Annotated in this window: 17 protein-coding genes; 2 read left to right on the forward strand and 15 right to left on the reverse strand. The window is 64.2% G+C overall.

Translation table 11 applies throughout. The features are described from left to right. Both AC3WJU_RS04755 and AC3WJU_RS04760 read right to left on the reverse strand, forming a co-directional pair. Nucleotides 1–3,487: RHS repeat domain-containing protein (locus AC3WJU_RS04755; RefSeq protein ID WP_492259272.1), on the reverse strand; the 3,487-nt coding region annotated here is incomplete at its 3' end. Continuing rightward, the gene (locus AC3WJU_RS04760) at nt 3,484–6,375 is read right to left on the reverse strand and encodes a LamG-like jellyroll fold domain-containing protein (RefSeq protein ID WP_492259273.1); all 2,892 of its coding nucleotides are present in this window, start codon (nt 6,373–6,375) and stop codon (nt 3,484–3,486) included. The genes AC3WJU_RS04755 and AC3WJU_RS04760, both read right to left, overlap by 4 nt. A gap of 333 nt (nt 6,376–6,708) precedes the next feature. On the opposite strand from AC3WJU_RS04760, the gene AC3WJU_RS04765 reads away from it, so the two are divergent. Continuing rightward, nucleotides 6,709–7,086, forward strand: coding sequence for an FAD-dependent oxidoreductase (locus tag AC3WJU_RS04765; RefSeq protein WP_492259274.1), 378 nt, complete (start codon nt 6,709–6,711; stop codon nt 7,084–7,086). Continuing rightward, on the forward strand, nt 7,008–7,211 hold the full coding sequence (locus AC3WJU_RS04770; RefSeq protein ID WP_492259341.1) for a hypothetical protein: 204 nt from the start codon (nt 7,008–7,010) through the stop codon (nt 7,209–7,211). The genes AC3WJU_RS04765 and AC3WJU_RS04770 overlap by 79 nt, the downstream gene beginning before the upstream one ends. A 54-nt stretch (nt 7,212–7,265) precedes the next feature. On the opposite strand, the gene AC3WJU_RS04775 is transcribed toward AC3WJU_RS04770, so the two are convergent. The 13 genes from AC3WJU_RS04775 to AC3WJU_RS04835 form a co-directional block, all read right to left on the reverse strand. Further along, nucleotides 7,266–9,545: a hypothetical protein gene (locus AC3WJU_RS04775; protein ID WP_492259275.1), complete on the reverse strand. Its 2,280-nt coding sequence runs from the start codon at nt 9,543–9,545 to the stop codon at nt 7,266–7,268. A 133-nt stretch (nt 9,546–9,678) separates the two neighbouring features. After that, complete coding sequence (locus AC3WJU_RS04780) at nt 9,679–12,069, reverse strand: glycoside hydrolase family 65 protein (RefSeq protein ID WP_307053874.1); 2,391 nt, start codon at nt 12,067–12,069, stop codon at nt 9,679–9,681. Between the two features lie 40 nt (nt 12,070–12,109). Then, nucleotides 12,110–12,847 carry an HAD family hydrolase gene (locus AC3WJU_RS04785; RefSeq protein ID WP_492259276.1) on the reverse strand — a complete coding sequence of 246 codons (738 nt, stop codon included), beginning with the start codon at nt 12,845–12,847 and terminating at the stop codon, nt 12,110–12,112. A 17-nt stretch (nt 12,848–12,864) separates the two neighbouring features. After that, nucleotides 12,865–13,875: a LacI family DNA-binding transcriptional regulator gene (locus AC3WJU_RS04790; RefSeq protein ID WP_253257245.1), complete on the reverse strand. Its 1,011-nt coding sequence runs from the start codon at nt 13,873–13,875 to the stop codon at nt 12,865–12,867. 154 nt (nt 13,876–14,029) lie between these two features. Further along, on the reverse strand, nt 14,030–14,647 hold the full coding sequence (locus AC3WJU_RS04795) for an alpha/beta hydrolase (protein ID WP_059388420.1): 618 nt from the start codon (nt 14,645–14,647) through the stop codon (nt 14,030–14,032). Nucleotides 14,648–14,722: 75 nt separating this feature from the next. Beyond that, nucleotides 14,723–15,937 carry a metal-dependent hydrolase family protein gene (locus AC3WJU_RS04800; RefSeq protein ID WP_059388419.1) on the reverse strand — a complete coding sequence of 405 codons (1,215 nt, stop codon included), beginning with the start codon at nt 15,935–15,937 and terminating at the stop codon, nt 14,723–14,725. Nucleotides 15,938–15,954: 17 nt separating this feature from the next. Next, nucleotides 15,955–16,410 (reverse strand): hypothetical protein, encoded by a 456-nt coding sequence (locus tag AC3WJU_RS04805; protein ID WP_059388418.1) that lies wholly within the window; start codon nt 16,408–16,410, stop codon nt 15,955–15,957. Further along, complete coding sequence (locus AC3WJU_RS04810; protein WP_253257244.1) at nt 16,407–17,942, reverse strand: helix-turn-helix domain-containing protein; 1,536 nt, start codon at nt 17,940–17,942, stop codon at nt 16,407–16,409. Before AC3WJU_RS04810 ends, AC3WJU_RS04805 begins: the two co-directional genes overlap by 4 nt. After that, nucleotides 17,935–19,017, reverse strand: a complete 1,083-nt coding sequence (locus AC3WJU_RS04815; RefSeq protein WP_284990760.1) for a DUF917 domain-containing protein — start codon at nt 19,015–19,017, stop codon at nt 17,935–17,937. Before AC3WJU_RS04815 ends, AC3WJU_RS04810 begins: the two co-directional genes overlap by 8 nt. Continuing rightward, nucleotides 19,014–20,366, reverse strand: coding sequence for a hydantoinase/oxoprolinase N-terminal domain-containing protein (locus AC3WJU_RS04820; RefSeq protein WP_492259277.1), 1,353 nt, complete (start codon nt 20,364–20,366; stop codon nt 19,014–19,016). Before AC3WJU_RS04820 ends, AC3WJU_RS04815 begins: the two co-directional genes overlap by 4 nt. An 83-nt stretch (nt 20,367–20,449) precedes the next feature. Continuing rightward, nucleotides 20,450–21,433, reverse strand: coding sequence for an ABC transporter permease (locus AC3WJU_RS04825; RefSeq protein WP_059388414.1), 984 nt, complete (start codon nt 21,431–21,433; stop codon nt 20,450–20,452). A 9-nt stretch (nt 21,434–21,442) separates the two neighbouring features. Next, nucleotides 21,443–22,954 (reverse strand): sugar ABC transporter ATP-binding protein, encoded by a 1,512-nt coding sequence (locus AC3WJU_RS04830; RefSeq protein WP_492259278.1) that lies wholly within the window; start codon nt 22,952–22,954, stop codon nt 21,443–21,445. 132 nt (nt 22,955–23,086) lie between these two features. Further along, the gene (locus AC3WJU_RS04835; RefSeq protein WP_059388412.1) at nt 23,087–24,109 is read right to left on the reverse strand and encodes a sugar ABC transporter substrate-binding protein; all 1,023 of its coding nucleotides are present in this window, start codon (nt 24,107–24,109) and stop codon (nt 23,087–23,089) included. Nucleotides 24,110–24,115: the final 6 nt, after the last annotated feature.

Raw genomic sequence — 24,115 nt, forward strand, 5'->3', positions numbered from 1 at the left:
GGCCGGTGGGGGTGGTGCCGTGGAAGAGCTGGCGGGAGACGGTTTTGCCGGCGGCGTTCACCACCGTGGTGGTCGCGGATTCGTTTCCGGGTCCGGTGGTCGTGGAGGTGTCGACCCCGGTGTAGCTGAGGGTGGTGGTCCAGAGTGTCTGGTTGTCGTTCGCCAGGGCGGTGTCCGTGAGGAGTCGTCCGGCGCCGTCATAGGTGTAGGCGTCCGAGGACGGCACGGCAACGCTACTGAGTGTGAGGGTGGAGCTGGGGTTGGCGGGGAAGTGGTAGGCGTTGTTGACGCGCAGCTTCGCGCCGATGCTGTTGTACATCGTGTCGGTGGCGATGGTCCCGGCGTTCGGGCCGAGTTTCTGCGTTTGACGGATCCGTCCGAGACCGTCGTAGATCTCGTAACTGGTGATGGCCTGGCCGCTGCCGTTGATGGTGGTGCGCGCGATCGATGACGGGGCGCTCTGGGAGATCGTGTACGCGGTGGCCTGGGTCGGGGTGGCATTGCTGGCCTGCGGGCGCATGGGGTCCCAGACACCGGTGACCCGGCCGGAGGCGTCGTACTGGTAGCTGGTGACGTTGCCGTTCTCGTCCGTGGACGTGGTTTTGTTGCCCCGGATGGAATCAAACGCAGTGGTCGTGGTCCAGTCCAGCGGGTTCTTGGTCGTCACCGAGGTGGGCAACCCGGTGGCGGGCGTGTAGGCGATCTGGGTGGTGCGGGCCGTGCCGGTGGTGTTGTCCGTGGAGGAGCTGACCCGGCCCAGGGAATCGTAGGCCAGGGTGGGGCCGGTCTTCCAGGCAGCGACGGTGGTGCCGTTGACTGCGGTGGCGGTGTCGGTGCGTGCCGGGTTGCCCAGGGTCGGGGCCTGGTAGGTGGGCGCGCCGGGGGTGGCGGCCATCGAGGAGTCATACAGGGTGCCGGCGGCGGCGATGATGTTCCCGGCCGGTGCCCCGTTTCCGGTGCAGGGCCCGGCGTAGGTGGTGGTGGTGGCGGGCAGGGCCAGCAGGTTGGGACCGGTGTTGTTCGCGCCGGTGCTGTCAGCGTAGGCGGTCACGGTGCAACTGCCGGGGGTTCCGCCGGTTTCCCCGGAATTGGACACGGAAGTAACCCGCCCATAGTTCGGGTTGCCGGTGCCGTTGTCGAACGTGTTGGACGTGGTCGTGGTACGGGTGCCTGCCCCGGTGCTGCTGGCGAGGATTGTCTTCACTGACGCGGTGCCGGTGTGCCGGGCCGTCGGGGAACCCAGCGTGGTGGCCCCGGTGGCTGTCACGGGCGAGGACCAGGGGATGCTGATGCTGGTGCTCAGCTGCGGGCCGGTCTCGCCCAGGAATTTCTGGGTTTCCACCGCGGCACCGGCGAACCAGGGCGAATCGGTGATCGCGGTGCCGTCCGACGTCGTCACGGAGGAGGATTTGATCCCGCCGCTGCCGTTCGACGGTGTCCCGTCCAGGCCACGCAGGTAAGTGGTGATGCTGGAGGGGTTTTGCGCCGCGGTGCCGGTACCGGTGATGGTCTTGACCTTGGACCAGCCCGTGTTGACCGACCAGGTCAGCTGGGACCCGCCCGTGCCGGACACGAAGGCGGGGGCGGCGTATTTCCACGCCGGAGTGCCCTGGTATTCGTACCGGGTGGCCATGGTCAACGACCCGTTGGCACCCGGCCCGACATTGGTGGTGACCGAGGCGACCGGGTAGATGTGGAAGTAATCCATCCTGGCCGGCTGGGCGATCGGTGTGGTCGGAGTCCACCACTGGGGGAAACAACGCAGCGTGTTCGTCTCGGGAGCGGCCGGCAGGTTGGTCCCGGAACACTCAGTGCCCAGGTAGGACACGGCGATGGAGGCGCCCGTGACGGTCGTGATCGTGCCGATCCGGTACCTGTCCAGCGGTGCGAGCCCGTCGGCCTGGGACGGGACGACCCTGTTCTGCAGGGATGCGCCGGCAAAGACCACGCCCGGGTCCGAAACCGCCGCGCCCGCGCCTGTGGCCGTGTTCAGTCCTTGGTGGTCCACCGATCCCAGCCACAGCGCCGGTTTGGTCCCGTCTCCGGGGTCCGGCATGGAGTGGTGGAGGTTCCAGGCGTCCACGTCCTGGTACGCCCCCGGGCCGGTGTTGGTGCGGGTGGTGACTTTCAGCAGGCGCTGGTCACTGTAGAACGTGGGCGAGTACACCGCGCACGTCCCGGTCGGGGCGCAGGCGAAGGCGGTGGGGACGTCGGTGCCCACGGTGCAGTCGACCCCGGTGCAGCGGGGCGTGTAGGCCAGTTCGATGCGCAGTGGTGAGGAGGAGGCCAGTTCGCTGCCGGCGCGCATGCCGTAGTCCACCCGGGCCAGGCGGCTGGAGCGCACATAGCTCTTCAGCGGACCCGTCCCGGCCTGGGTCGTGTAGTTGTTGGTGTCCTGGGTGTAGTAGAACGCCTCGGAGTTGTTGTTGACGTCCACGACGTAATCCAGGTTCCAGGCGTAGGCCTGCTGGCACAGTGACGCGCCGAAAGTACCGGCCGAACAGGGCTGGGTCGGGGTTGCTGCCCCGACCGGGACCGTGTCGGCGGAATTCGTCGAGGCGTTCCCGCCGACCCATCCCGGGAGGTGGTTGCGGCCGAAGAAATACTGGGTCCCGGACGTGTCGGTCAGTTTCCAGTACCCGCCATCGAACGTGCCGTTGGAGTTGGTGTTGTCGGTCAGGTATTCGATACGGGTGTTGTCATCGTTCTGCAGCTTGTACGTCCCGCTGGCGTCCTTGATGACCTGGCCGGTGCGGCCGCCGAACGAGATGCTGAACTGCTGCCCGCCGGGGTTCCCGCACAGATCGTAGGTGGAGCCGGCCGGCAGGCCCTGGTCCATGCACGGGGCGAATTTCTGCCGGATCGACCCGGCCCCGGCCAGGGACCAGCCATCGCCGATCGTGGAGGCCTGGTTGTTGGTTGCGCTGGTCAGGCCGTCGATCGAGGAGGAGTCATAGGCCAGACCCAGGGCCGGCGTTGGCCCGGCGGGGGCCTTCCGGGCGCTGAACGGGTAGCTCCAGGTGAAGCCGCCGGTCTGGCCCGTGACTCCCCAGGAACCGGAGGATGCCCCGGGCAGGGCGGTGAAGTTCCCGGATCCCTGGTCATTGACCGGAACCGGCGCCGGGGGTGCGGTCATGGGAGCGCCGCCGGTGAAGACGGCCGTCTTCACGCTCAGTCCGCTCCCGGCACCCGGACCCCGTGCCGGAGTGCCGGTCAGGGTCGCCGGTCCGGTCCCGTTGACGGTTCCGTGGACCGATGCCGGGTCGGTTCCGTCCACGAACGGCGGCACACTCACGGGGTCCTGGCTTGCCGGGGTCCAGGGGCTGACCGGGACGTCGGCCCCGTGCGCAGGCACAACGGCCGGGGTCCACCCGGCGGCGGGGTCGATCGTGATCGCGAAAAGGCCCGCGGAGGCGGTGACCACCGCGGCGGTCACCGCGAGAACGATGGCGCTGCCGGCCCGCGGGCGGTTCGGGACTTTGCTCATTTCAGAACCCCCATGGGGTAGGCGCCTTTTGTGTCGGCGATGCTTTTGAAGGTCGAGTGCGCAGTGTTGAACTGGTACGCGGTCAGAACGCCCTGGGCGACCACCGGGTTCATGATCCGGCCGATGAACTGGTCCCCGCCGCTGGTGGAGGAAGCCCCCAGCAACACCGGCTGGTCCGCAGGAGCGGCGATGTGGGTCTGGGTCGCGGTCGCGTAGGTCCAGGTTGTGGTGTAGCCGGCTGAATTCACGGTGATGCGTAGTTGCTGGTTGATCGTGTCGTACACCGCGGACACGAAGGTCCACGAATTGACCGGCAGTTGCAACGGGCTTTGGACGGATTCAAGGCCCGTCCCGTTCGTTCCTGCCCATGCGTCGATCTCGGGAAGATGGCTGGACGTTGCCATGCGGATCGCGCCGCCCGGGGATGTCGGTCCTGCCAATTGCGTGATCAGCGACTGGATTGTCGCGTCGGCGGCCGGGTTCGCGGGCGACGGGCAAAACCAGCCCGAGACGCTGAAACTCTGGGATGTGTCCACTGCGCGCTGACCCGTGGCGGCATACTGACCCGCTCCGGTGAGCTGCAAGGCTTTTCCGGTTTCCGTGGCTGCCGGGTTCAGGGAGTCCTGGCAACTGGTGGAAAGGTTCCTGTCCGGGTTCCCGGCACTGGTCGCCACATCCACCCAGCTCGCGCCCTGAGCCGTCGCGGGCAGGATCGTCACAGGGGTCGCAGCTGCGGCTCCGGTGGTGAAGGTGTAGGACGTCGGGGCGGTGGACTTGGTCTGGCTGTTGACGTTTCCGGCATAGTCAAACGCCCACACAGTCAACATCGTGGTCGCATCCACCGGTGTGACCGTTGCCGTTACTGTCCGCCCATCGGGTGGACAGACCACCACGAATTCCCTCACCCGCGTATTGCAACTGACAGTGGTCGGCACAGAAGACGGCCCATTCCCGTCCGTGACTGCATAGACGAATCCCTGAGCCGGATACGTCCCCGAGTCATTGATCGAGAACGCGTACTGGTCGGCACCGACCTTACCCCCGTTGTTCACGGTGCCCGTAGTGGTGCCCTGCACGGTCGTGATCGTGGTCGGCGGGATGATCGAGGGTGCATCAGGTGCCGTTGTCTTCACCTCGAAGAAGAACTGCATGACCCCGGAGTTCACGCCGTTCGAGTCCTGGGCCTGGGCCTGGAGCTGGTACACCCCGTCAGCCAGCAGATTGGGACCTTGCCAGGACGGGTAGCCTCCGGACCCGGACACCGAGATCGGACCAGTGCTGAACATTTGCTGGGGCGAGCTTCCGGTGCTGAACACGGTCATCCAGATGTTGATGTTCCCGCCCGCTGCGCCGTCCGGGTCACCAACCGTCAGGGTATAGATCGGGTAGTTCATGCGGGTCACATAGGTCGACGCGAACGGCGCCCCGGTCCAGCGGGCGTTGTTGATATTCCACAACCCCGGGGTGTAGGGCGGCGTGTCGTAGGTGACGATGATCGAGGCGTCGTTGTTGAACCGCTTCCACCCCAACGGGTCCCCCTCATTGCCGGCCCTCAGTGACACCGTCCACTGGCTGACAGTCTGCAGGGTCGACTTGATTGATGAGAGGTTGAAACCCACCGTCCCGGCCGGGCAACCGGACGAATATCCCATGGCCACGGTCCTGGAATCCGTCTTGGCGACCAGGCCGGGCTGCGCGTTCCACGTCGTGCCCGGGCTGATACCGCCGGTCACCCACGCGTCGACCGGCGTCGCGGTGCAGGAGGAGGACCAGGTCTCGGTCGCGTTCATCACGGCCGCGAGGATGATCTTGCCCGACATCGGCGTGGTGTCAAACTGGTAGTAGCCGCGGGTGGTGTGGGAGACACCGTCCGGCGCCCAGTAAGAAGGGAGGTACCCCACGTGCACGGTGGAGTCCGTGTACTGGCCGTTCCAGTACGGGGTGGTCGGGTAGGCGCTGTCCACGTACAGGTACGAGGCCCGTACGGTGGACCAGTCCGGATCCACGAACAACGGGTAGTGCAGGTTCGGCAGGTTCAGGATCTCACTCATCCCCAGGACCTGGGTCTGCTTGCCGTTCTCGGACCCCAGACTCAGGGAGAACGGGCGGGTGATCCCGGGCCCGCCCGGATCAGACGCCGACGCTCCCGTCTGGGAGGAATCCCACCACTGCCCCATCTCCGTGCGCAGCTCCGCTTTCCCCGTGTCCGTGCCCGTGGCCGAGAGGCCGCCGCCGGGCTCGGCCTGGACGGTGGCGTTCTGTGCGTCCAGGAAGATGCGCATCTGCACCACCCGCGGATCCTTCGCGGCCTCCGCGGTGGCGATCCTCAGTACCTGGGAGACGCCGGTTTTGTGGCTGACCTGGATCAAATCCACCCCGGGCAGCACCGACGCGTACGTGGCCGTGTTGCCCGCAACCACCGGCTCGGGCAGCGGATCGAAGGGCCAGGACTGCTTCACCACGTGGCCGCGCTTGTCATCCACGCTCGCCATCTGGGTGCTGCCGCCACGGGCGAGGGTGACATCGACAGGCGTCATCCTGGGTTTGAGGACCGCCTGCCCGTTCACGGTGGCCTGGACCAGGTCCGTGGAAATGTCCTGCCATCCGGCCGCCGTCTGCATGCGGACAGGTTCCGTGTTCACGGTCCGGGTGAACGTCCCGTCAGGGTGCGCCACGGTCTGCTCGGTCGGGGTCGTGAGGGCGTCGACCACGACATCGATCTTGTTCTGGGCCGCCTGGGTCGTCGCCACGCTCTCCGTCACCGGCCCGGCAATGCCGGCGCCCCCGCGCAGAGGTCCTGCCCAGGCCGGGCCGGGCGCCGCCAACAACCCCGCTACTACCGACAACCCACAAACAGCACGCAACAGCAACGAAGGACGAGATCCCACGGGACTACTTTCACGAGAAGGAAGTGCGCGGGATCCCCAAAAAATAAAACCGTTCCCCCAAAGCACGGAATGCTGAGAGAAAGCTACATGTTGTCCACGCGTTTCCGCAATAGACATAGGACACTATCGCTTTGTTACAAAATCAGACCCACAAGTGCGGTCACACCCCGACGGTCATCAGGCGCCCGAGGGCGCCGGCACCCGGCCCGGAAGCCCGGGTCGGACCGTCCCTAGCGGTCAAGGTGCTGGACGGCTACCACCCGCCCCACTCCCCGCCTTCCAGCGCCGCCCGGCCCTGTGTAGCGTGTAGCCAACACCCGCGCGACGCCTGCAGTGACGCCCGCCAGGAAGGACACCGTAGATGGCCGCTGGATCCAAGGAAGACCCCTGGAAGCTCACCACATCCGGCCGTACACTACCTCCGATTTTCCGAGCATTCCCAGCTGGCATCGAGGGAACCTGATGCTGGTGGGAGACGCTGCCCACGCAGCATCGCCGTCGTCCGGGCAAGGCGCCTCCATGGCGATCGAAGACGCCGTCGCGCTCGGGCGATCGCTTCGGGGCATCTCACCCGCGGACATCCCGGCGCCCTGTCCCGCTACGAGAAGGAACGCCGGAGCCGGGCGGAATCGGTGGTCGAATGGGGCCGCCGGAACGCCGCCCCGAAGATCCGCGGCCAATTCAAGCGAGTCTTCGAAGACCTTGTGCTGAAGGCCGTCTTCCGCTCACTCGCACGGAAGACGGCCGACAACTTCGACTGGGTCTATCGCCACCACATCGACTGGGATGCGCCGGAGACGGCGCCCGCCGTCCCTAATCGACCCGATGCTGAGTAAGGTGAGCGTGCCGGTGGGGAGCCATCGATCGCTAGCCGCTTGGCTGCAGTTTGCTCATCTGAGCACCCCTTGGGAGGTGGGCGTGAAAACGTTTTGTACGTTACTGAACCGATCGTCTGTAAGGATCCCCTGGGTCATGACCGGATTGAGGATCTGACCCTTGAAGCCCTCGCCTAGCCGCACTGACCCGGTCGTGGAGGGAAGGCGGCTTTGGGTCGAGGTTGCGGCCGTGGTCCAGGTTGAAGTGGTACCTCCCGAGGTCACAGTAATGCGCAACTGTTGATTGACCTTGTCATAAACAGCGCAAATGAACATCCAGGCATTGTCCGACTGTGGCCAGGTCTGCACCTGTTCCAGCGTGTTGCCCGTGGTCCAGGTATCCAGCTCGGGCGAGCCCTTTGGATCCAGCCGCAGCGCCCCGCCCAGGGCCCCGCTATCGGCAACCTGCGCTATCAGCGACTGGGTTGTTCCACCTGCTATTTTTGTGGGGCAGAACCATCCTGAGACGCTGAAGCTCTCCAGCGTATTCACTGCCAGCGACGCCGTCTCCCCGAACTGGCCTGGTGCCCCATTCAGTTGAAGGGCATTCATTTTGGTGCTCCCGGGGTATCCCGCGCTCGTATCTCCCTGACAAGAACCGGTGGCTATAGGCCTGCCGCCGACTTGGGTAGCAACGGGCACCCAATTCCCTCCGCTCGGTGCGGTGATCGGGAGCACGGTCGTGGGCACAGGCACGGCATTTGCCACACTGAACCGATAGGTCGTCGGATTGCTAAAGCCGGCGTCGTTGAACGCCCAAACGCTGATAAAAGTGAAGTAATCAACAGACCCCACCGTCGCTGTCGCTTTCCGTCCTTCGGTCGGACAGACCACCACAAATTGCGCGACCCGAGGGGTGTCACAGCCGAGATTGACCGGGAATGAGGAGACTGGAGCACCACTGACCGAGTAAATAAAACCCTTTGCCGGATACGTGCCCGGCTCACTAATGGTGAAATCGTATTGCCCTTCACCAACAGTCCCTCCGCCATTGACCGTACCCCAGTCACTTCCAGCGAAGGTCGTAATGCTCGTGGGCGGAGAGATGACCGGCGTCGCCGGCGGCATGAGTTGGCCCATGAAGTAACCCGAAACATCCGCAATCAGGTCGGTAGTACCGGACGAACGGTTGAACAACGTCACCTTCCCGTCAGCACCCACCGGCACCGTCACAGAATTCGCCACCGTCTGCCCAACGCCGAAATTCACATTCGACGCATTCGGACGCTCAGTCCCGGAAGCAAACGCACTCACAAACCCGAACGACTTCGGCCCCGTCACCGTCAGATTGAACACAACAGCCGAAACATTCGCCGGAATCCCCGAAACCCCACCCACCTGGAACGACACAGGCGCATCAGCACCCGCAGCCGAACCGCCACGCGTATCCAGCATCCGTGAAGGAGCCAACGGCGCAAACGCACCCGGAACAACCGGAGCCCCGGACAGGTAATAGCCCGAGACGTCGGCAATCAGGTCGGTGGAACCGCCGGACCGGTTGAACAGCGTCACTTTCCCGTCAGCACCCACCGGCACCGTCACCGAGTTCGCCACCGTCTGCCCAACATCAAAATTCACATTCGACGCATTCGGACGCAACGTGCCCGAAGCAAACGCACTCACAAACCCGAACGACTTCGGCCCCGTCACCGTCAGATTGAACACCACAGCCGAAACATTCGCCGGAATCCCCGAAACCCCACCCACCTGGAACGACACAGGCGCATCAGCACCCGCAGCCGAACCACCACGCGTATCCAGCATCCGCGAAGGAGCCAACGGCGCAAACGCACCCGGAACCACCGGAGCCCCGGACAAGTAATACCCAGAAACGTCGGCAATCAGATCGGTGGAACCGCCGGACCGGTTGAACAACGTCACCTTCCCGTCAGCACCCACCGGCACCGTCACCGAATTCGCCACCGTCTGCCCAACGCCGAAATTCACATTCGACGCATTCGGACGCTCAGTCCCAGAAGCAAACGCACTCACAAACCCGAACGACTTCGGCCCCGTCACCGTCAGATTGAACACAACAGCCGAAACATTCGCCGGAATCCCCGAAACCCCACCCACCTGGAACGACACAGGCGCATCAGCACCCGCAGCCGAACCACCTCGGGTATCCAGGGCGCGGAACGGTGAAAGCGACACAAAGGTGCCGGGGTCCACCGGTTGCGTTGGACCGAGCATGGGCGCAGAGGCTGGGGATTTCTCGGCGGCGCGGGCGGAGGCCGGGACGGCAGAAACCCCCGTGGAGGTGAGCAATCCAAGCAGGACAGAGAAAACAGCCAAGAACCTTAATCCACGCACGCTCAAGGAGACCCCCAAATACCCCGACGGCATGGATCACCGTCATTTTTGCGACAATCTACCAGAAGCAAGACGCTGATGGACTGCGGGGCCCGGGCTGAGCTTGGGGGTTAACTCAGACCCGCGCGCTCCCAATCACCGGAAGTCCCGCCGTCGGGAAGAGGCTCGGGAAGACCGACGGCGCGGGGACCGGCACTTCGTCGAGCGGCACAGTGACGGTCTCAACGCCGACGACTACCCGCTGCCCGCGCACGCTGACCTCCAAAGGTGCGGAACCGGCGTCGGACCCTAGCCCAGGAGAACCTGAATCCGGAACCAGCGCAAGGCTGATGGTCGCCGGCCGCAGCTCGACGGACAACAGGCGCCCGCGGATCTTGAGCCGGAAGGACAGGCTGTCCCACTCGGCCGGCAACCGCGGATCGAAGTGCGGGACCTGGCCCTGGTCACGCATGCCCGCGAAACCGCACACCAGGGAACTCCAGATGCCGCCGGTGGACGCGATGTGCACGCCGTCAACGGTGTTGTGGTGCGTGTTGTCCAGGTCGATGAACAAGGCCTCGGTGAAGTGCTTGAGCGCGACGTCGGAGTAGCCCACCTCGGCCGCCATGATGCCCTGCACGCAGGCGGACAAGGTGGAGTCGCCGGTGGTGATGGGATCGTAGAAGTCGAACGCGCGCTGCTTTTCCTCGGCCGTGAAGTCCTGCCACTGGAGGAACATCGCCAGTACCGTATCCGCTTGCTTGAGGACCTGGTGCCGGTAGATCACCAGCGGGTGGAAGTTGAGCAGCAGCGGGTACTTCGACTTAGGGGTGTTCCAGTCCCACGGCTCCAGGGTCATGAAGTCGTTGTCCTGGCTGTAGATCTCCATGTCCGGATCGTAGGGAAGGGACATACGCGCGGCGGCCTGCTGCCACACCATCCGCTCGGTGTCGGGGACGTCCGGGTGTTCCAGTGCCGCAGCGGCCCGCAGGTTAAAGCGGGCCATGACGTTGGTGTAGAGGTTGTCGTTGACCACCGCCGTGTATTCATCCGGGCCGGTGACGCCGTGGATGTGGAACAAGCCGTCCTTGCCGAAGAAGCCCAGCGAAGCCCACATGCGGGCCGTCTCGATCAACAGGTCGGCGCCCACTTCGGCGCGGAAGCTCGCGTCGCCGCTGGCCCACTGGTACCGGTTGGCTGCGAAGGAGATGGCGGCGGCGATGTGGAACTGCGCCGTGCCAGCGGCGTAGTACGCGCTGGCCTCGAGCCCGTTGATGGTGCGCCACGGGAACAGTGCACCGTCCACGCTGAGTTCCTTGGCCCGAATCCGGGCGTCGGGAAGCATGGCGTGGCGGGATTCCAGCACTTGGCGCGCGGCGGCCGGGTTGGTATAGGTCAAGTACGGCAGGAGGTACACCTCCTGGTCCCAGAAGTAGTGGCCCTCATAGCCGGAGCCGCTGACGCCCTTGGCCGGGATGCCCGCGACGCCGGCCCGCGCGGTGGCCTGGGCGAGCTGGAACAGGCTCCAGCGCACGGCCTGCTGCTGTTCGGGCTGGCCGCCAATGGTGATATCCGCCGTAGACCAGTAATCCCGGTAGTGCGCCGTGCCTTCGGCGAGGAGCGCGTCAAACGGCACGAGGCCCAATTCGGCGTCGGACGCGAGGATCTCGCCCGGGTCTGATTCGCTTGCATCGGCGCTGTTCACGACGTAGCTGACGCTCTTCTCCAAGCGGAACGTCTCGCCTTCATTCACGGCCATGACGTAGCGGACCGTTGACTCGTCCTCCCCCACCACGGTTTCGAAGGGCTGGCCTTCGGCGGATATCCAATGGTCCACGGCCATGCCGATGCGCTGCCGGGATTCAGCGGTTTCCCAAGCCATGCGCAGCGATCCGTCGGAGCCCTGGAGGTGGAGCGGAAGCAACACCCGGCCAGCGTGGCGGCCGGAGCGGCGGGGGTCGTGGGCCGAGTGGTCCTCCACAGGCTGGTCCTGCCGATTGATCACCAAAGACGTGATGTCAGCGGACACCTGGCGGTCTGCGGTGAGGCTCAGCTCGATGCCGAGGGAACCCCTTGAATCGATCCCGACGGCGCGGCGCTCCAGGGTGGTGACAATGGCGCCTGAACGGCACTCCCAGGTAACGGCGCATTCGTACACACCCGTGGCGAAGTCGATGCTGCGGCGGTAATTCTGCACCGCGGACTCTGTGAGGCTCAGCTGCTCGCCGTCGATGACAACGTTGAAGTTGTTGGCATCCGGCACATAGACGATCCTTTGTCCCGTGCGGGCGAAGCCATACGCGTTCTCGGCGTGCTTGATGTCCCACGTTTCGTGGAAACCGTTGATGAACGTGCCGGGGAGTTCGGCGTCCGCCCCGGCCCAATGGGCACCGCGGATGCCCAGGTGGCCGTTGCCGAGGCTGAAGAGGGTTTCGAGCGTACCGGCGTCGCCGGGAACGTGGATGCTCTCCACGAGCTTCCACGGTTCGCAGGGGAAGCGCAGCCGGTCGGAGCTGATGAGTGCCATGGACTGTTGGGTTCCTTCTGTTTCTGGTGAAACGGCTTGGTTAGAGGAGGTCATCGAGGTCGTCGACCACGAACGTTGCGCCGGCGTCGAGCAGGGTCTGGCGGCCGGCTCCCCGGTCCACCCCGATCACGGCGCGGAAGTTCCCGGCACTGCCGGCCTGCACGCCGGACACTGCGTCCTCGACGACGACGCAGCCCTCGGCTGGAACGTCCAGCAGTTCGGCGGCGTAACGGAACGTGGCCGGATCCGGCTTGCCGGGGAGCCCGACGGCGGCCGCCACCTGGCCGTCGACCACCACCGGGAAGTAGCCATCCAGTCCGGCCGCCTTCAGCACGGCGGGCGCGTTGCGGGAAGAGGACACGACGGCGAGCTTGAGTCCCAGCTCCAATGCGGCGTGGATGAAGCGGACGGAGCCCGCGTAGGGCTCGACGCCACGCGAATCCACGATCTCGTTGAAGATCCGGTTCTTGCGGTTGCCCAGGCCCTGCACGCTGGTGTTGGCGGGATCGTCGTCGGTGGGTCCTTCCGGCAACGTGATTCCACGGGAGGTGAGGAAATCACGCACGCCATCGAAGCGCGGCTTGCCGTCGATGTGGTCGAAGTAGTCGCTCTCCTGGTAGCCGTCCGGATGGCCCGTTTCGGCCAGGTAGCCGTCGAAGAGCTCCTGCCAAGCCTGCTCATGCACCACGGCGGTGGGCGTCAGCACGCCGTCGAGGTCGAAAAGGAGCGCGGTGGCGCCCGTCCAGGCGGTCTTCTGGGTGGCTCGGGTATCAGTCATGGTGTGGAGTGGTCCGTTCAGCGCTGGCGGCGCGTGGTTTTGCGTTCAATGAGTTTCGTGTCAAGGAAATGATGGGAGGGTTCGTTGGGGGCGTCGGCGTTCTGGAGCCGGTCCACCAGGAGGTTGGCGGCGAAGGCACCCTGGTCCGCCACTGGCTGCGCCACCGTGCTCAGGCCGAGGAACCAGCTCATGGGGTGGTCGTCGATTCCAATCACGGAGACATTCTTTGGTGCGGACAGCCCATGCTCTCGCAAGGCCATCAGTGCCCCGAACGCCGCCTCGTCACAGTGCGCGAAGACTGCGGTGGGAAGGCTCCTGTGGGCAATGAGTTCGTTCATGGCTATACGGCCGCCGTCGATCGTGGAATCCGAATTGATGACCAAGTCCGGATGAACAGTCAGGTGATGGTCCTTCAATGCACGGCTGAATCCCTTGAGCCTGTCGCTGGCCGTCAACACCGAGTTCTCCTGGGTTTCGCGGCCGGAAAGCACCGCCAGATCCCAATGGCCCAGCCCCAGCAGGTGGGAGGTGGCCTGCCAAGCTGCGAGTTCGTCGTCGATCCCTACGTTGTCCCACGGTACGGAAGTCATCCCCACGCTCGCAACTGCAAGGCCGGACGCGGCCAGGAGGGCAACCTCGGATTCGCTCAAATCGACGTTGAGGAGCAGCACGCCATCCACGCGTTGGGACAGTCCAAGGAGGTCGCCAAAGATCTTCCGCTTGACGCTCGACTTGCCGCGCAGGCTGATCAGGACGGTGTCGAAACCGCTGTCTCCGAACACTTCCTCGGCCGCCTCAACGGCCTGGGCGAAGAACCACGCGGTGGCGGTAGGAGTGATGATGGCGATGGAACCGGTATTTCCGCCGGCCAGCCGGGCCGCCGCGGAGGATGCCTTGTAGCCGAGCTTGGCTGCGGCGTCGGCCACTTTGGCTTGTGCTTTTTCGGACACGTTCGGCAGGTTCCGCAGGGCGCGTGAAACGGTGCAGATGGACAAGCCCGAGAGGACGGCAACGTCCTGGATTGTCACGCGGTGAGCCTTAACCATTCAACACGGCCTCAACCCTTTCATCTTCTGGATTTGGCGGCACATCCTTGCACCGCCGAAGAAGAGTGTAAGCGCTTACAATTTTGGCAATCAAGAGTTGTTTTCCGGCATCCCCGAATGTGACGCGGACCTCACTTCAACGAAGGACGTAAAACCGCAGAAACGCGCTCACATCCGCCATTTCCCGGGCCTCGATCCGATGGCCCATGCCGGGGTAGGTTCTCGAGGTGAGAGCCATGTTCTTGTTGAGCCATTCCTCGGTGTGCTCAATGGCATCCCTGAAGATCACGGGATCGGCTTTGTCCCTGCCCCAGAAGAACGGCGGCGGCGAATCGAAGGACTCGCTGAGCGCCAGAAGGTCGTTTTCCAGCACGAATCCGGAGAGGCCCACTGTCGCTTTGAAGCCTTCCGGACGGAGACGCAGAAGCGTGCTGGCCATGGCCATGCCTTGGGAATAGCCCAGGAGGCTCACGCTGCTGTGATTCCGCTTGACGGAGTCGATCCAGGCGAAGACCTTGTTAGTGGCCGTGATGACGTCCGCGAAGTCGTTGGCGAGGAAGTAGTCCAGCAGGAACCAGCCGTAGTGGTCCCCTATCGCCACGGGCCCACGGAGCGCAGCGCAAGTGAATTCTTTGGGGAGCTGCGGAAAGAGATTCACCATTCGCTGCTCGTCCGTGCCGTATCCGTGCATCATCACCAGGAGCGGCGTCCCTGCGCGCTCATTTTCCGGTCTGGACCAGACGACAGTTTCCATGGGCCACAGCTTAGTGGGGGCCGGCGGCCCGTTCGACCGCACGGGCCTCGGTTCAAGGCCGCCTCTAGCGGCTGGCTACTGCCTTGTGATGACCTGTCCGGCCTTGATGACCGTACGTGTGCGACTTTCGTCCCAGAGCACCGACGGTTCATCGACAGGGTTTCCGTCCAGGATGACCAGGTCTCCAAAGGCTCCTTCGGCTATGCGGCCCAGGTCATCGCGACGCAACAGGGCTGCGTTGGTCGATGTCGCAGAGCGGAGCGCATCGTAGACACCCAGTGCTTCGCATTGCAGGCGGAGCCCGGCCAATTGCTCGTCCTCCAGCTCCCCCATGAGGTCGGTACCAAATCCAATTCGGACCCCCGCGTCGCGTGCTAACACGACGGCATTCCGGCCGGCATTCAGCACTTCCCGGTTCTTGGCCGCCCCTATCTCCGTGAGACCGATTTCTTCGCCGCGCCGTGCCATCGCGTCGTAGGTCGCCAAAGTCGGAACCAGGTAGACCTCATTGTCAGCCATCAAGCGGGCAGTTTCGGCGTCCAGCAGATTGCCGTGCTCAATACAGCGCACCCCGTTGAGCACCGAATGGCGGATGGCCTCGGGCGAGTAAGCGTGGGCCGTCGCATAACTGCCCCGGCGGGAGGCCTCTTCCGTTACAGTGCGGATTTCGGCCGAGCTGTACTGCGGAACCCTGATGGGGTCGACGGGCGAAATGACTCCGCCGGACGTCATGAGCTTGATGGCCGTGGCTCCGGTGCGGAAGCGGTTGCGCACGGCCCGCAGAAGCTCATCCTCGCCGTCCACCACTTCGCACATGTGGCCGCCATGGAAGCACCCGCCGTCGTCCGCGGCCCGGATGTCACCGTGGCCACCTGTCTGGCTCAGGGCCGGTCCGGTAAAGAAGTACCTCGGACCTGCGTACAAGCCTTCGTCGATGGCATTGGCAAGGCCTATGTCTCCCCCGGCCACGTCACGGACGCTCGTGAAGCCCCGGTTCAAGGCTGCCCCAAGTCGCCGGGCCCCTGCGAGCGCAGAGTAGCTCAACGGCCCCGTTTCGTTCTTGGCGGCAGTCAAGCTGAGCGCGTAGGCATGGAAATGCGCATCGATGAGCCCGGGAATCACGGTACGGCCGTCGGCGTCAACGATCTTTCCGGCCTCTTCCACGTCTCGCCCCACTTCGGTGATCCGGCCCTCGCGGACCGTGATGGAGCCTTCGATCAGGTTCCGGGTCTCGCCATCGAAGATGAGGGCGTTCCGGATGGTCAGTGTTCCCGGCGGCGTAGTGGTCACGTGTGGAGATTCCTTTCCTAGTTAGTGGTGGCAATCGCTTGTTCGAACAGCGGGACAGAGCGCTGGGCGATGTCCACGGCCGCATCCACCGATGTCTGCCCGTAGCTACCCTCAGCGGCAAGGAAGTTCATGGATCCGATGGTCTCACCGTTGCTTACCACTGGAACGTTGACGATGGCGCCGCAACCCAGCGACTCAATGGTCGCGGAGTCGAAGAAGAATGCCCGGACTGCTTCCTTGTCCGCCCCAAGGAACGGCTGCTGGCCCTTGAGGACCTGCTCGAGCCACACCGGGTTGGTGTCCCCGCCCAGGGTCTTCCTTCCGCCCACGGGGTAGACCCCCGGGTGGCTTGTGTAAATGCGCGCCATGCTGGTGCCTGCGTCGGCGACGACGGAAGCGGTGAACAGGATGACGCCGGGCGTTTCCTGTGCGGCGGCATAGACATCGTCAAAGTTTTCGAACTGGGAACTCATGGGAGTCCTTTCTGGTTATAGCCGGGATTGGCGGAACTCGTCTTGTTGTGGATTGAGCGACGAAGTGTGCTGAGGATGAGATGGACGGACAAGAGCTTGGCTGGGGTGTCGAGGGGGACGCCCAGTTCGCGGGCACGGTTTAGCCGGCTCTGCAGGGTGTTCCGGTGCAGGTCAAGGGAGCTTGCTGCGAGGCTGACGGAGCCGTGGTGGTCGAGGAAGGCCCCTGCAGCCGCAATGACGAGGTCTCTGTCCGGGCTGGCCATGAGCAGCGGCAGCGTCAGTTCGGCCACGAGCAGGACCGAGTCCTCATCGACGAACGTCGCGGCCGCCGCAACGTCGAGGTTGGCGAAGCCTGCCACGGTGCCGGGTCCCGTCGAGAGAGCGGATTCAGCGGCCAAACGGGATTCACGGACGATATTCGGCAGTGCCACGGGTTCCTCGCGCCACCGAGAGAGTCCTGCCCCCAGCCCCAGTTCCTCTAAAGACTTCCCGAGACGGACCCGGATCCGCGCTTCGAGCTGGTCCGCCGACTCTTGGTATCTGACGGGAACAAGGGCGAGCCAGCCACCGTGGACTTCGGCCAGGGGGCTGCGGACTGTGACCTTCCGCCAGAGCAACCGCAGCACCGCTGTGAGCTCCGGGCGATGAGCTTCCAACGACGCCCTGCGGATCCACACGGCCACATATTGCTCCTCCCCACGCCAGCCCAGCTGGGAGAGCAAGTGCCGGTGACGTTCCACGAACGTGGTCCAGGAGGAGCCGGGGTCGTGGTTCAAGCCGACAAGGGCCGCCGTGGGTACTGCACGCGCAGTGTCGAGGACATCTCCCAACAGCCACGCAGCGTTTACCGACGGCGTTGCCACCTCGAGGATCGACCGGACGAGCTGCAGGTTGTGGACTCCGGATCTTGGTACCCTCGCGGTGAGCCTGGACGGGATGGAGCTATTCGAACCGCGAACATCCACGGTGATGATTTCGACTGCCTCCCGGGTGGGCGTTCCCGCGGACGCCAGGCTCACGCCGTCGTACTCCAGCAAGATTTCAATACCGTCCAGCTCCCTGGAGATGGTATTCAGGACAGCTCCCAAGGTCGTGTCCTTCGCGACCGCTCGGGCAAACCGCGCCAGCTCAGCGTCCACCACGGAAAGGGCAGCGCCGATTTCAGCGGCGAGTGCGAGGGCAATGCCTGACGTGTCGCCCTCGGCGGCCAGCAAGGTGATACCCAGCCGCTCGGCGAGGCCGATCACTGCGCTGGAGTAGGTACTTCCAGCGACGACGACGGCGCTGGCCTTCCGCTCCCAGGCGTGCCGCAGAGCTGCGGACACCAGCCAGCCGCCGGAGCCCATCTCCGCTGAAAGGACGATGACGGTGTTGGGCCGCACCCGCTGGATGGCATCGAGCTGGGAGACAAGAACGACGCCGTCGATTGCCGCGCTGGACGGAGTGAGATACAGCGGGGTGGTGCCGCGGAGGGAGCCGTGCGCCAGGAGCGCGGCGACATCCAGATGGTTCTCGCTTTTCGACCTACGCATGTTGCCGCCTTGGGTGCTCGATCGGAATACCGAAGGCCTTTGGTTCAGCAAGATCAAGGCCTGCCTCCGAGTACCACTGCGCCGCGGCCTTGATCTTCAGGACGTCAATGACATCGCCCACCCGCACATCGTCGATATTGACGACCGTGCCGTGCTCGGAGTTGAGCAGCGAGACGATGTCCGGGACGGCAGCTGCGATGGCGCCGTCGACGAGGGCCAGCAAGATTTCGTTCTGGATCTCCAAGCGGATGATCTGCCCGGATCGTTCGTCCACGAGCGTCACGCTGGAAGGCAGCGCCGGAAGGCCTAGGTCCGAAGGGCGCGACAGGCCTTCGACGTGACTCACCCGGGCCCGGGCAATCCGGGTGGCACCCAGAAATTCAGCGAGCTGCTGGAACTTGCGTCCAACCGACGTTTCGCCGTCGAGAATCTCCCCGATTCGGATCATCCGGCTGATGGAGCCGTGGACTCCGTGCTCGCGCATTTGGCCCGCTGAGCACGGATACATGGCTGTGGCGGCCCACCCACCCATCTCCGTGACGAGTGCCCGCACCAGGGTTTCTGCCCGCTGCGGGTTCTCAGCCTCCACCACAGCCCGTTCGCCGGTAACTCCCATGAGGGCGATCGGACTGATGGGGACGTGGCCGATGTTCAGCGTTGTTTGGCTGATCAAGGGAAATACACGGCCCATGGGGTCGGAATCAATCACCGGCAGCGAGGACTGCAGCCCGACCATGAGGGGAACAATTCCGTTGATATTGGCGGCGGCGAGCGAATAGATCGCCCGCACCTGCCGGCCAAGGTTGGCCTCGATGGCACGGATGCACCCGATGAACTCATCACCTACAGGAGGCATATCCGCGATGAGGAGACCCTGAGTGACCATTCCGATCGCAACCACGAGGTCATCGGGGGCCAGCTCGTCAATCGAGATGAGTTCCAACACGCGGTTTTCCATGGCCCTTTCAATCATCTCCGCGTAAACGTAGATGGCTGTCGGGTCGATGGTGCAGGCCAGGAAGTGGGCGCCGGTCCGCAGGTGCCGGACATCCTCCACCGTCAGCAGGGCGCTCATCGAATGACACCCTCTTCCGGCCCGAAGGGTGCCCGTCCTTGTATTTCGGGGGCATCTTCAATCGTGTCCCCGGAGGCTTCACCAGCGGCTTGGACCCTGATCCGCACGATGCCGGGGTTGCCATACGGCATGGCATAGACGTTCGATTCAATGATCCGCGTGAGCCCGGGGCTCGCCCCCAACTGAACGGCTGCCGACTCGGCATCTTCTTCCGCGCGACGCTGCACCAACTGGAGGTCCGCCCGACCCCTAACAGTCTCCAACCTGTCGATCCAGGCGGTCAGGGGCGCGACGGCGGAGCCCACCTGCGCGGCGTCGTGCTCAGCTGCCAGCGTGGGAACCAGCCCGAACGGGAGCGGGGTGTCCTGCCCGCTTCGGAGGTCCGCAACCACCGAGGGGACCGCAGGGCGGACCGGATGGTCGGCCGTGTACGGTTCGACGACGGCGGCGTTGCTGGCGAGGCTCGCCTCGTACCCTTGGCGGATGACGCTTCGCGTAGCAGGGAGACCCCCGCGGATTTGGCCCACGGTGACCCCAGAGTCCGCACAGATGACGACCTCCCCATCCGGGGCGCCGGCCAAGGTAGCCGCGCCGAGGATCTGCATAGCGGGTTCGGGGCGCAACCCGTGAATCGGAATCACTGCCAGCCGCGCGAGCGGCGCGCGGCCGCCGTCGTTCTTGGCGAACCACATCGTGGCGGAGGGAAAATGCCGCCGTCCCGACGCTTCCAGCATCGCGACCAGGTCCTCTCCTGTTTCCATGAGGGCGCTGTTGAGGATGGCTGTGTAGTCACGGTCGCGGAAAACACTGGAATAGAAGTCGCTGGAGATGCTGATGCGCATTTCGCTGTCACTGGACAGGATGGCATCGGCAATGCGCGTTTCGTGATCCTTCGACGCTGTCGACCCCACGGAGGTGATTGCAATGTTCCGTACGTCTCCGGAGAGGATGTCCGGAAGTTCGGCCAGGAAAGCCTCCAAACCTAGCGGAGCGAGGGGGCGTCCTCGCAGGTCGTGGCCTCCGCCGACGTGGACTGTCCGGGCCACCACGGGTACCACGAGTGCCGGCAGCCCAGTCACGTGGAACGCGTCCGCAGGCGGGCGGGGCGAAATCCGGATCGCGATGACCGAGGCTAGTTTCCGCGCAGCGAGGACGCTTCCGGCGTCGGAGGTAATATCCGTTACTTTCGTAATTTCCGCACCAAGCTCGTGGCGAAGCTCTTCGAAGGTGGTGTCGACGGCCTCCGCAAGCGTGCTGCATCGCTCCGCAGCCGCGGCGGCCACCACGCTGTGCCCGTCGAGCACCAAGGTCCGGCAGCTTGTTCCCTGCAACCGCAGCCCTATGCGCATTGTTCGGCCTCCTGTTCAGCCTGCCGCAGTTCCCTCACCGGGTCATGACCATGTTCCATGTATATAGCGTCCCCCGATAGGGCCTAGCCCGTGCGCTTGCGGAAGAACAATCCGTCCGCGGCGACTGCAAGCAGAATGAGGACGCCGGTGACAACCTGCTGGTAGGTGGTGTCCCAGTGGAGCAGGTTGAAGCCGTTGCCGATGACGGTCAGGATCATGACTCCCACGAAGGCCCGCCACATAGCACCGTGTCCGCCGAGAATGCTGGTGCCTCCGATGACCACGGCGGCAATGGCCGTGAGTTCGATGCCGATGGCCATGGCTGGCTGGGCTGAGCCTGCGCGCGAAGCAAGAATCATGCCGGCCATCGCGGAGCACAGGCCGCTGATGGCAAAGACGGCGACGTGGATGGAACCGGTGCGGATACCGCTAAGGCGTGCCGCTTCCTTGTTGCCGCCCACGGCGTAAATCCTGCGGCCAAACGTAGTGCGCCAGAGGACGATGCCTAGGACGATCGTCATGGCTACCATGAGCACGGAGCCCGCAGTGAGGCCGAAGAGACTGGGCCAGGTCCACGTCTGGAAGGCGGCAAGTTGCTCGGGCAGCGGCGCGACGATGGCTCCGCCCGTGATCACGATGGCCAGGCCGCGGTAAATGATGCTCACCGCCAGCGTGCCTATGAAGGAATTCACCTTCGTACTGACCACGATCAGGCCGGTGACGGTTCCCAGGGCGGCTCCCACCAACAATGCGCCGACGAATCCCGCGATCACCCCTAAGTGCTGGGTGATCATCACTCCGGCGATGGCGGAGACAGCCAAGTTTGCGGTGGAGGAAAGATCGAAGACACCGCTGACGATGCACAGTGTGGCGGCAGCGGCCAACAGTCCCACGATGGCAGCTTGGTCGAACAGGTTGATGAAATTTCGGCCCGTGAGGAACGTTCCGGTATTGAGGGTCAGTAGCAGCATGATGGCGATCAGTCCGAAGACGATCCCGAAATCCCTGACATTGAGCTTGAATTTCTTCTCGGCCGGCTCGGACACGGCAGCAGTAACTGTGGTCATTTGATTCACCTATTTCAGAAATGCGGAAGCCATGACTTCATCGCGGGAGGCGTTCCGGTCGAATTCAGCAACGATGCGGCCTTGCCTCATGACATGGATACGGTGGGATAGGCCGATGACTTCCTCGAGTTCGGAGCTGACAACGACGACAGCCGTGCCCTTTGCTGCGAGGTCAGCGATCATGCCGTGGATGCGAGCCTTGGCCGCGATGTCGACACCACGCGTGGGTTCGTCCACCAGCAGCACCGCCGGAGGATTGAGCAGCCACTTGGCGAAGAGCGCCTTCTGCTGGTTTCCTCCGGACAAATCGGCAATTAGCGAGCCGCGGCGGGCGCCGCGCAGGTCGACGGAATGGCTGATTTCGGATACGGCTGCCTTTTCCCGGGCTACCCTGACGAAACCGCCCAGTGATCGGCCCGACAAGGTGGAAAGAGCGATGTTTTCGTCCACCGGCCGGCACATGACTAGGCCCTGTTCTTTCCGCGACTCGGGGACGAGGGCCATTCCGGCTTTGATGGCTTCCCGGATGGAGTTGGCACGGAGGCGTCGGCCGTTGATCTGGACATATCCACTGGTGGTTCGATCAGCACCGAACATGGCGAGCAGGGTCTCGCTGCGGCCACTGCCCACCAGGCCAGCGATACCCAGGATTTCGCCTTGGCGGACCATGAAGGAGACGTCTTTCACTTTTGAGCTGCTCAGTCCCGCCACTTGGACCACCGTTTTTGCTTCCGGGGGTACCGGCCGAACCTCCGGAATGAGGAAATCGACCTCCCTGCCGACCATCAGGCCGACGAGCGACTCGGGCGTGTGCCCCGAGGCGTCCTCAGTGGTGATGTGCTGTCCGTCGCGGAGAATGGTCACTCGGTCCACTAGACCCAGGACTTCCTCCAGATAGTGCGATACGAGGATGACGGTGGTGCCTAAACGCGCGAGGCTCCTGATCACCTTCAACAGCTTTGCTTTCTCGGCCTCGTTCAGGACCGCCGTCGGCTCGTCCATGCACAGCACCTTGGCGCCACGGGCGAGGGCTTTCAGGATTTCGACCTGCTGCTGCTGACCGATCGGGAGGTCCCCCGCCATCGCCCGGGGGTCAAGCTCAAAGCCGGTCTCGGCCAGGAGGCGCTCCAAGTGATCGGCGTCCCGCCGCGAACGGAGCAGGCTTCCTGTGTTGGCCCATCGGCCCAGGAAGACGTTCTCCAGCACTGAAAGGCCAGGAACGAGTGCCAGCTCTTGGGATATAAGGGATATTCCTTGTGCGATGGCGTCCCTGGGCTCGGCGATCTTCACCTCCCGGTCATCAAGCTTGACGACGCCGAAATCTGCCGCGATGGCGCCGCCGAGGATCTTCAGCAGCGTGCTCTTGCCAGCACCGTTTTCCCCCATGATGCCGTGGATTTCCCCCGGAGCCACCGACAACGTGATATCGCGGAGCACAGTGCTGGCACCGTACCGCTTTCCGATTCCGGAGACGGTGATTTCCGGAGCGGCACTCCGATTGACTCGCTCTGGTGTATCCAACTGTTGTATAGCCATTTTGACCTCGGGAGATGGAATGGACGTTTGGCCGGTCCTGCCGGGACCGGGGCGGGGGCTCCTGCCCTGCCGGGATTTCAGCCCCGGCAAGACAGGACCACGAGGGTGATAAGTCGGCTAGTCAGAGTACTTCGAGACGTAGTTCACGGCGTCGAGGGCTTCCTTGGTGCCCTTGGCCTTGTTGGGAGCCAAGCTCGCCTCGTCCACTGCCGTCTCCACCTGCTGTCCCCGGGCCTTGGCAAGGCCGAGTTCCGTGGCCTTGGCGCCGTTCGCCACCACGTCGCTGACGTAGATGGAGAACCATTTACCGGATCGGACGGCCTCGACATTCGAAGTAGATGCACCGTTGCCAATGAACTTGATGTTGCTATTGCCAGCCGCAGCGGCCGCACCCGTGATCGCCTGGGATGCACCGATGACGACATCGACGTCCGGGTTGGCCTGGGAAACGTTCTGGAACGCCTGCCGGCCGCTGTCTTGGGTGTATCCGCCTTCGACACTGGCCACCAGCTTGATCTTCGGATCAGTGGCCAGCTCAGCTTTCACTGCTTCGGTCCGGGCGTTATCCAGCGGCAGGGACTTGAATCCCTCGAGGTAGGCCACCTTGCAGGTGTCTTTGGAGACTTTGGCGCAGGCATCCTTGCCCATTTGGCCGAGCATCTTGCCGTTGCTGGTGGGAAGGTCAACGATGCTGATCGCACCGGGGACCTGGGGCTGGATAGTGTCGAACTTCGGACCGATAACGGAGAACTCGACCACCACCGTTATGCCAGCTTGGACGGCCTGCTGCAGTGGCGCGATGAGGGCCTGATTGTCGTTCGCCTGGATAACGATCACCTCGAACTGTTTTGAGGTGACTGCGTCCTGGATCTGCTGGACCTGGGTCTGGGCGTTGAAGTTGGGGTCCACGAACGTAGCGCTGGCGTTGTTGGCCTTGGCCGCCTGCTGGACGCCGAGGAAGGTTCCTTGGGCGAAGCCGTTCGACTTGGCGAAGCCGAAGAATCCGACGTTGAGGGGTTTGCCGGCGTCCGCCGTCGAAGCTGGTCCGGCGGCCGCTTGCGTGGGTGGGGTGCAGGCTGACGTCAGGAGCGCTAGCCCGATGAGCGCCGCGGCTGCGGCTGATTTCTTTATGTTTTTCATTGGGTG

The sequence above is a fragment of the Arthrobacter sp. FW306-1B-F12A genome (genome assembly GCF_058781865.1).

Bases quoted from the DNA above. Each gene is read 5' to 3' on its own strand.
- AC3WJU_RS04780 (WP_307053874.1), bottom strand. From the start codon at position 12,069: ATGGCACTCATCAGCTCCGACCGGCTGCGCTTCCCCTGCGAACCGTGG.
- AC3WJU_RS04785 (WP_492259276.1), bottom strand. From the start codon at position 12,847: ATGACTGATACCCGAGCCACCCAGAAGACCGCCTGGACGGGCGCCACC.
- AC3WJU_RS04795 (WP_059388420.1), bottom strand. From the start codon at position 14,647: ATGGAAACTGTCGTCTGGTCCAGACCGGAAAATGAGCGCGCAGGGACG.
- AC3WJU_RS04805 (WP_059388418.1), bottom strand. From the start codon at position 16,410: ATGAGTTCCCAGTTCGAAAACTTTGACGATGTCTATGCCGCCGCACAG.
- AC3WJU_RS04810 (WP_253257244.1), bottom strand. From the start codon at position 17,942: ATGCGTAGGTCGAAAAGCGAGAACCATCTGGATGTCGCCGCGCTCCTG.
- AC3WJU_RS04815 (WP_284990760.1), bottom strand. From the start codon at position 19,017: ATGAGCGCCCTGCTGACGGTGGAGGATGTCCGGCACCTGCGGACCGGC.
- AC3WJU_RS04820 (WP_492259277.1), bottom strand. From the start codon at position 20,366: ATGCGCATAGGGCTGCGGTTGCAGGGAACAAGCTGCCGGACCTTGGTG.
- AC3WJU_RS04825 (WP_059388414.1), bottom strand. From the start codon at position 21,433: ATGACCACAGTTACTGCTGCCGTGTCCGAGCCGGCCGAGAAGAAATTC.
- AC3WJU_RS04835 (WP_059388412.1), bottom strand. From the start codon at position 24,109: ATGAAAAACATAAAGAAATCAGCCGCAGCCGCGGCGCTCATCGGGCTA.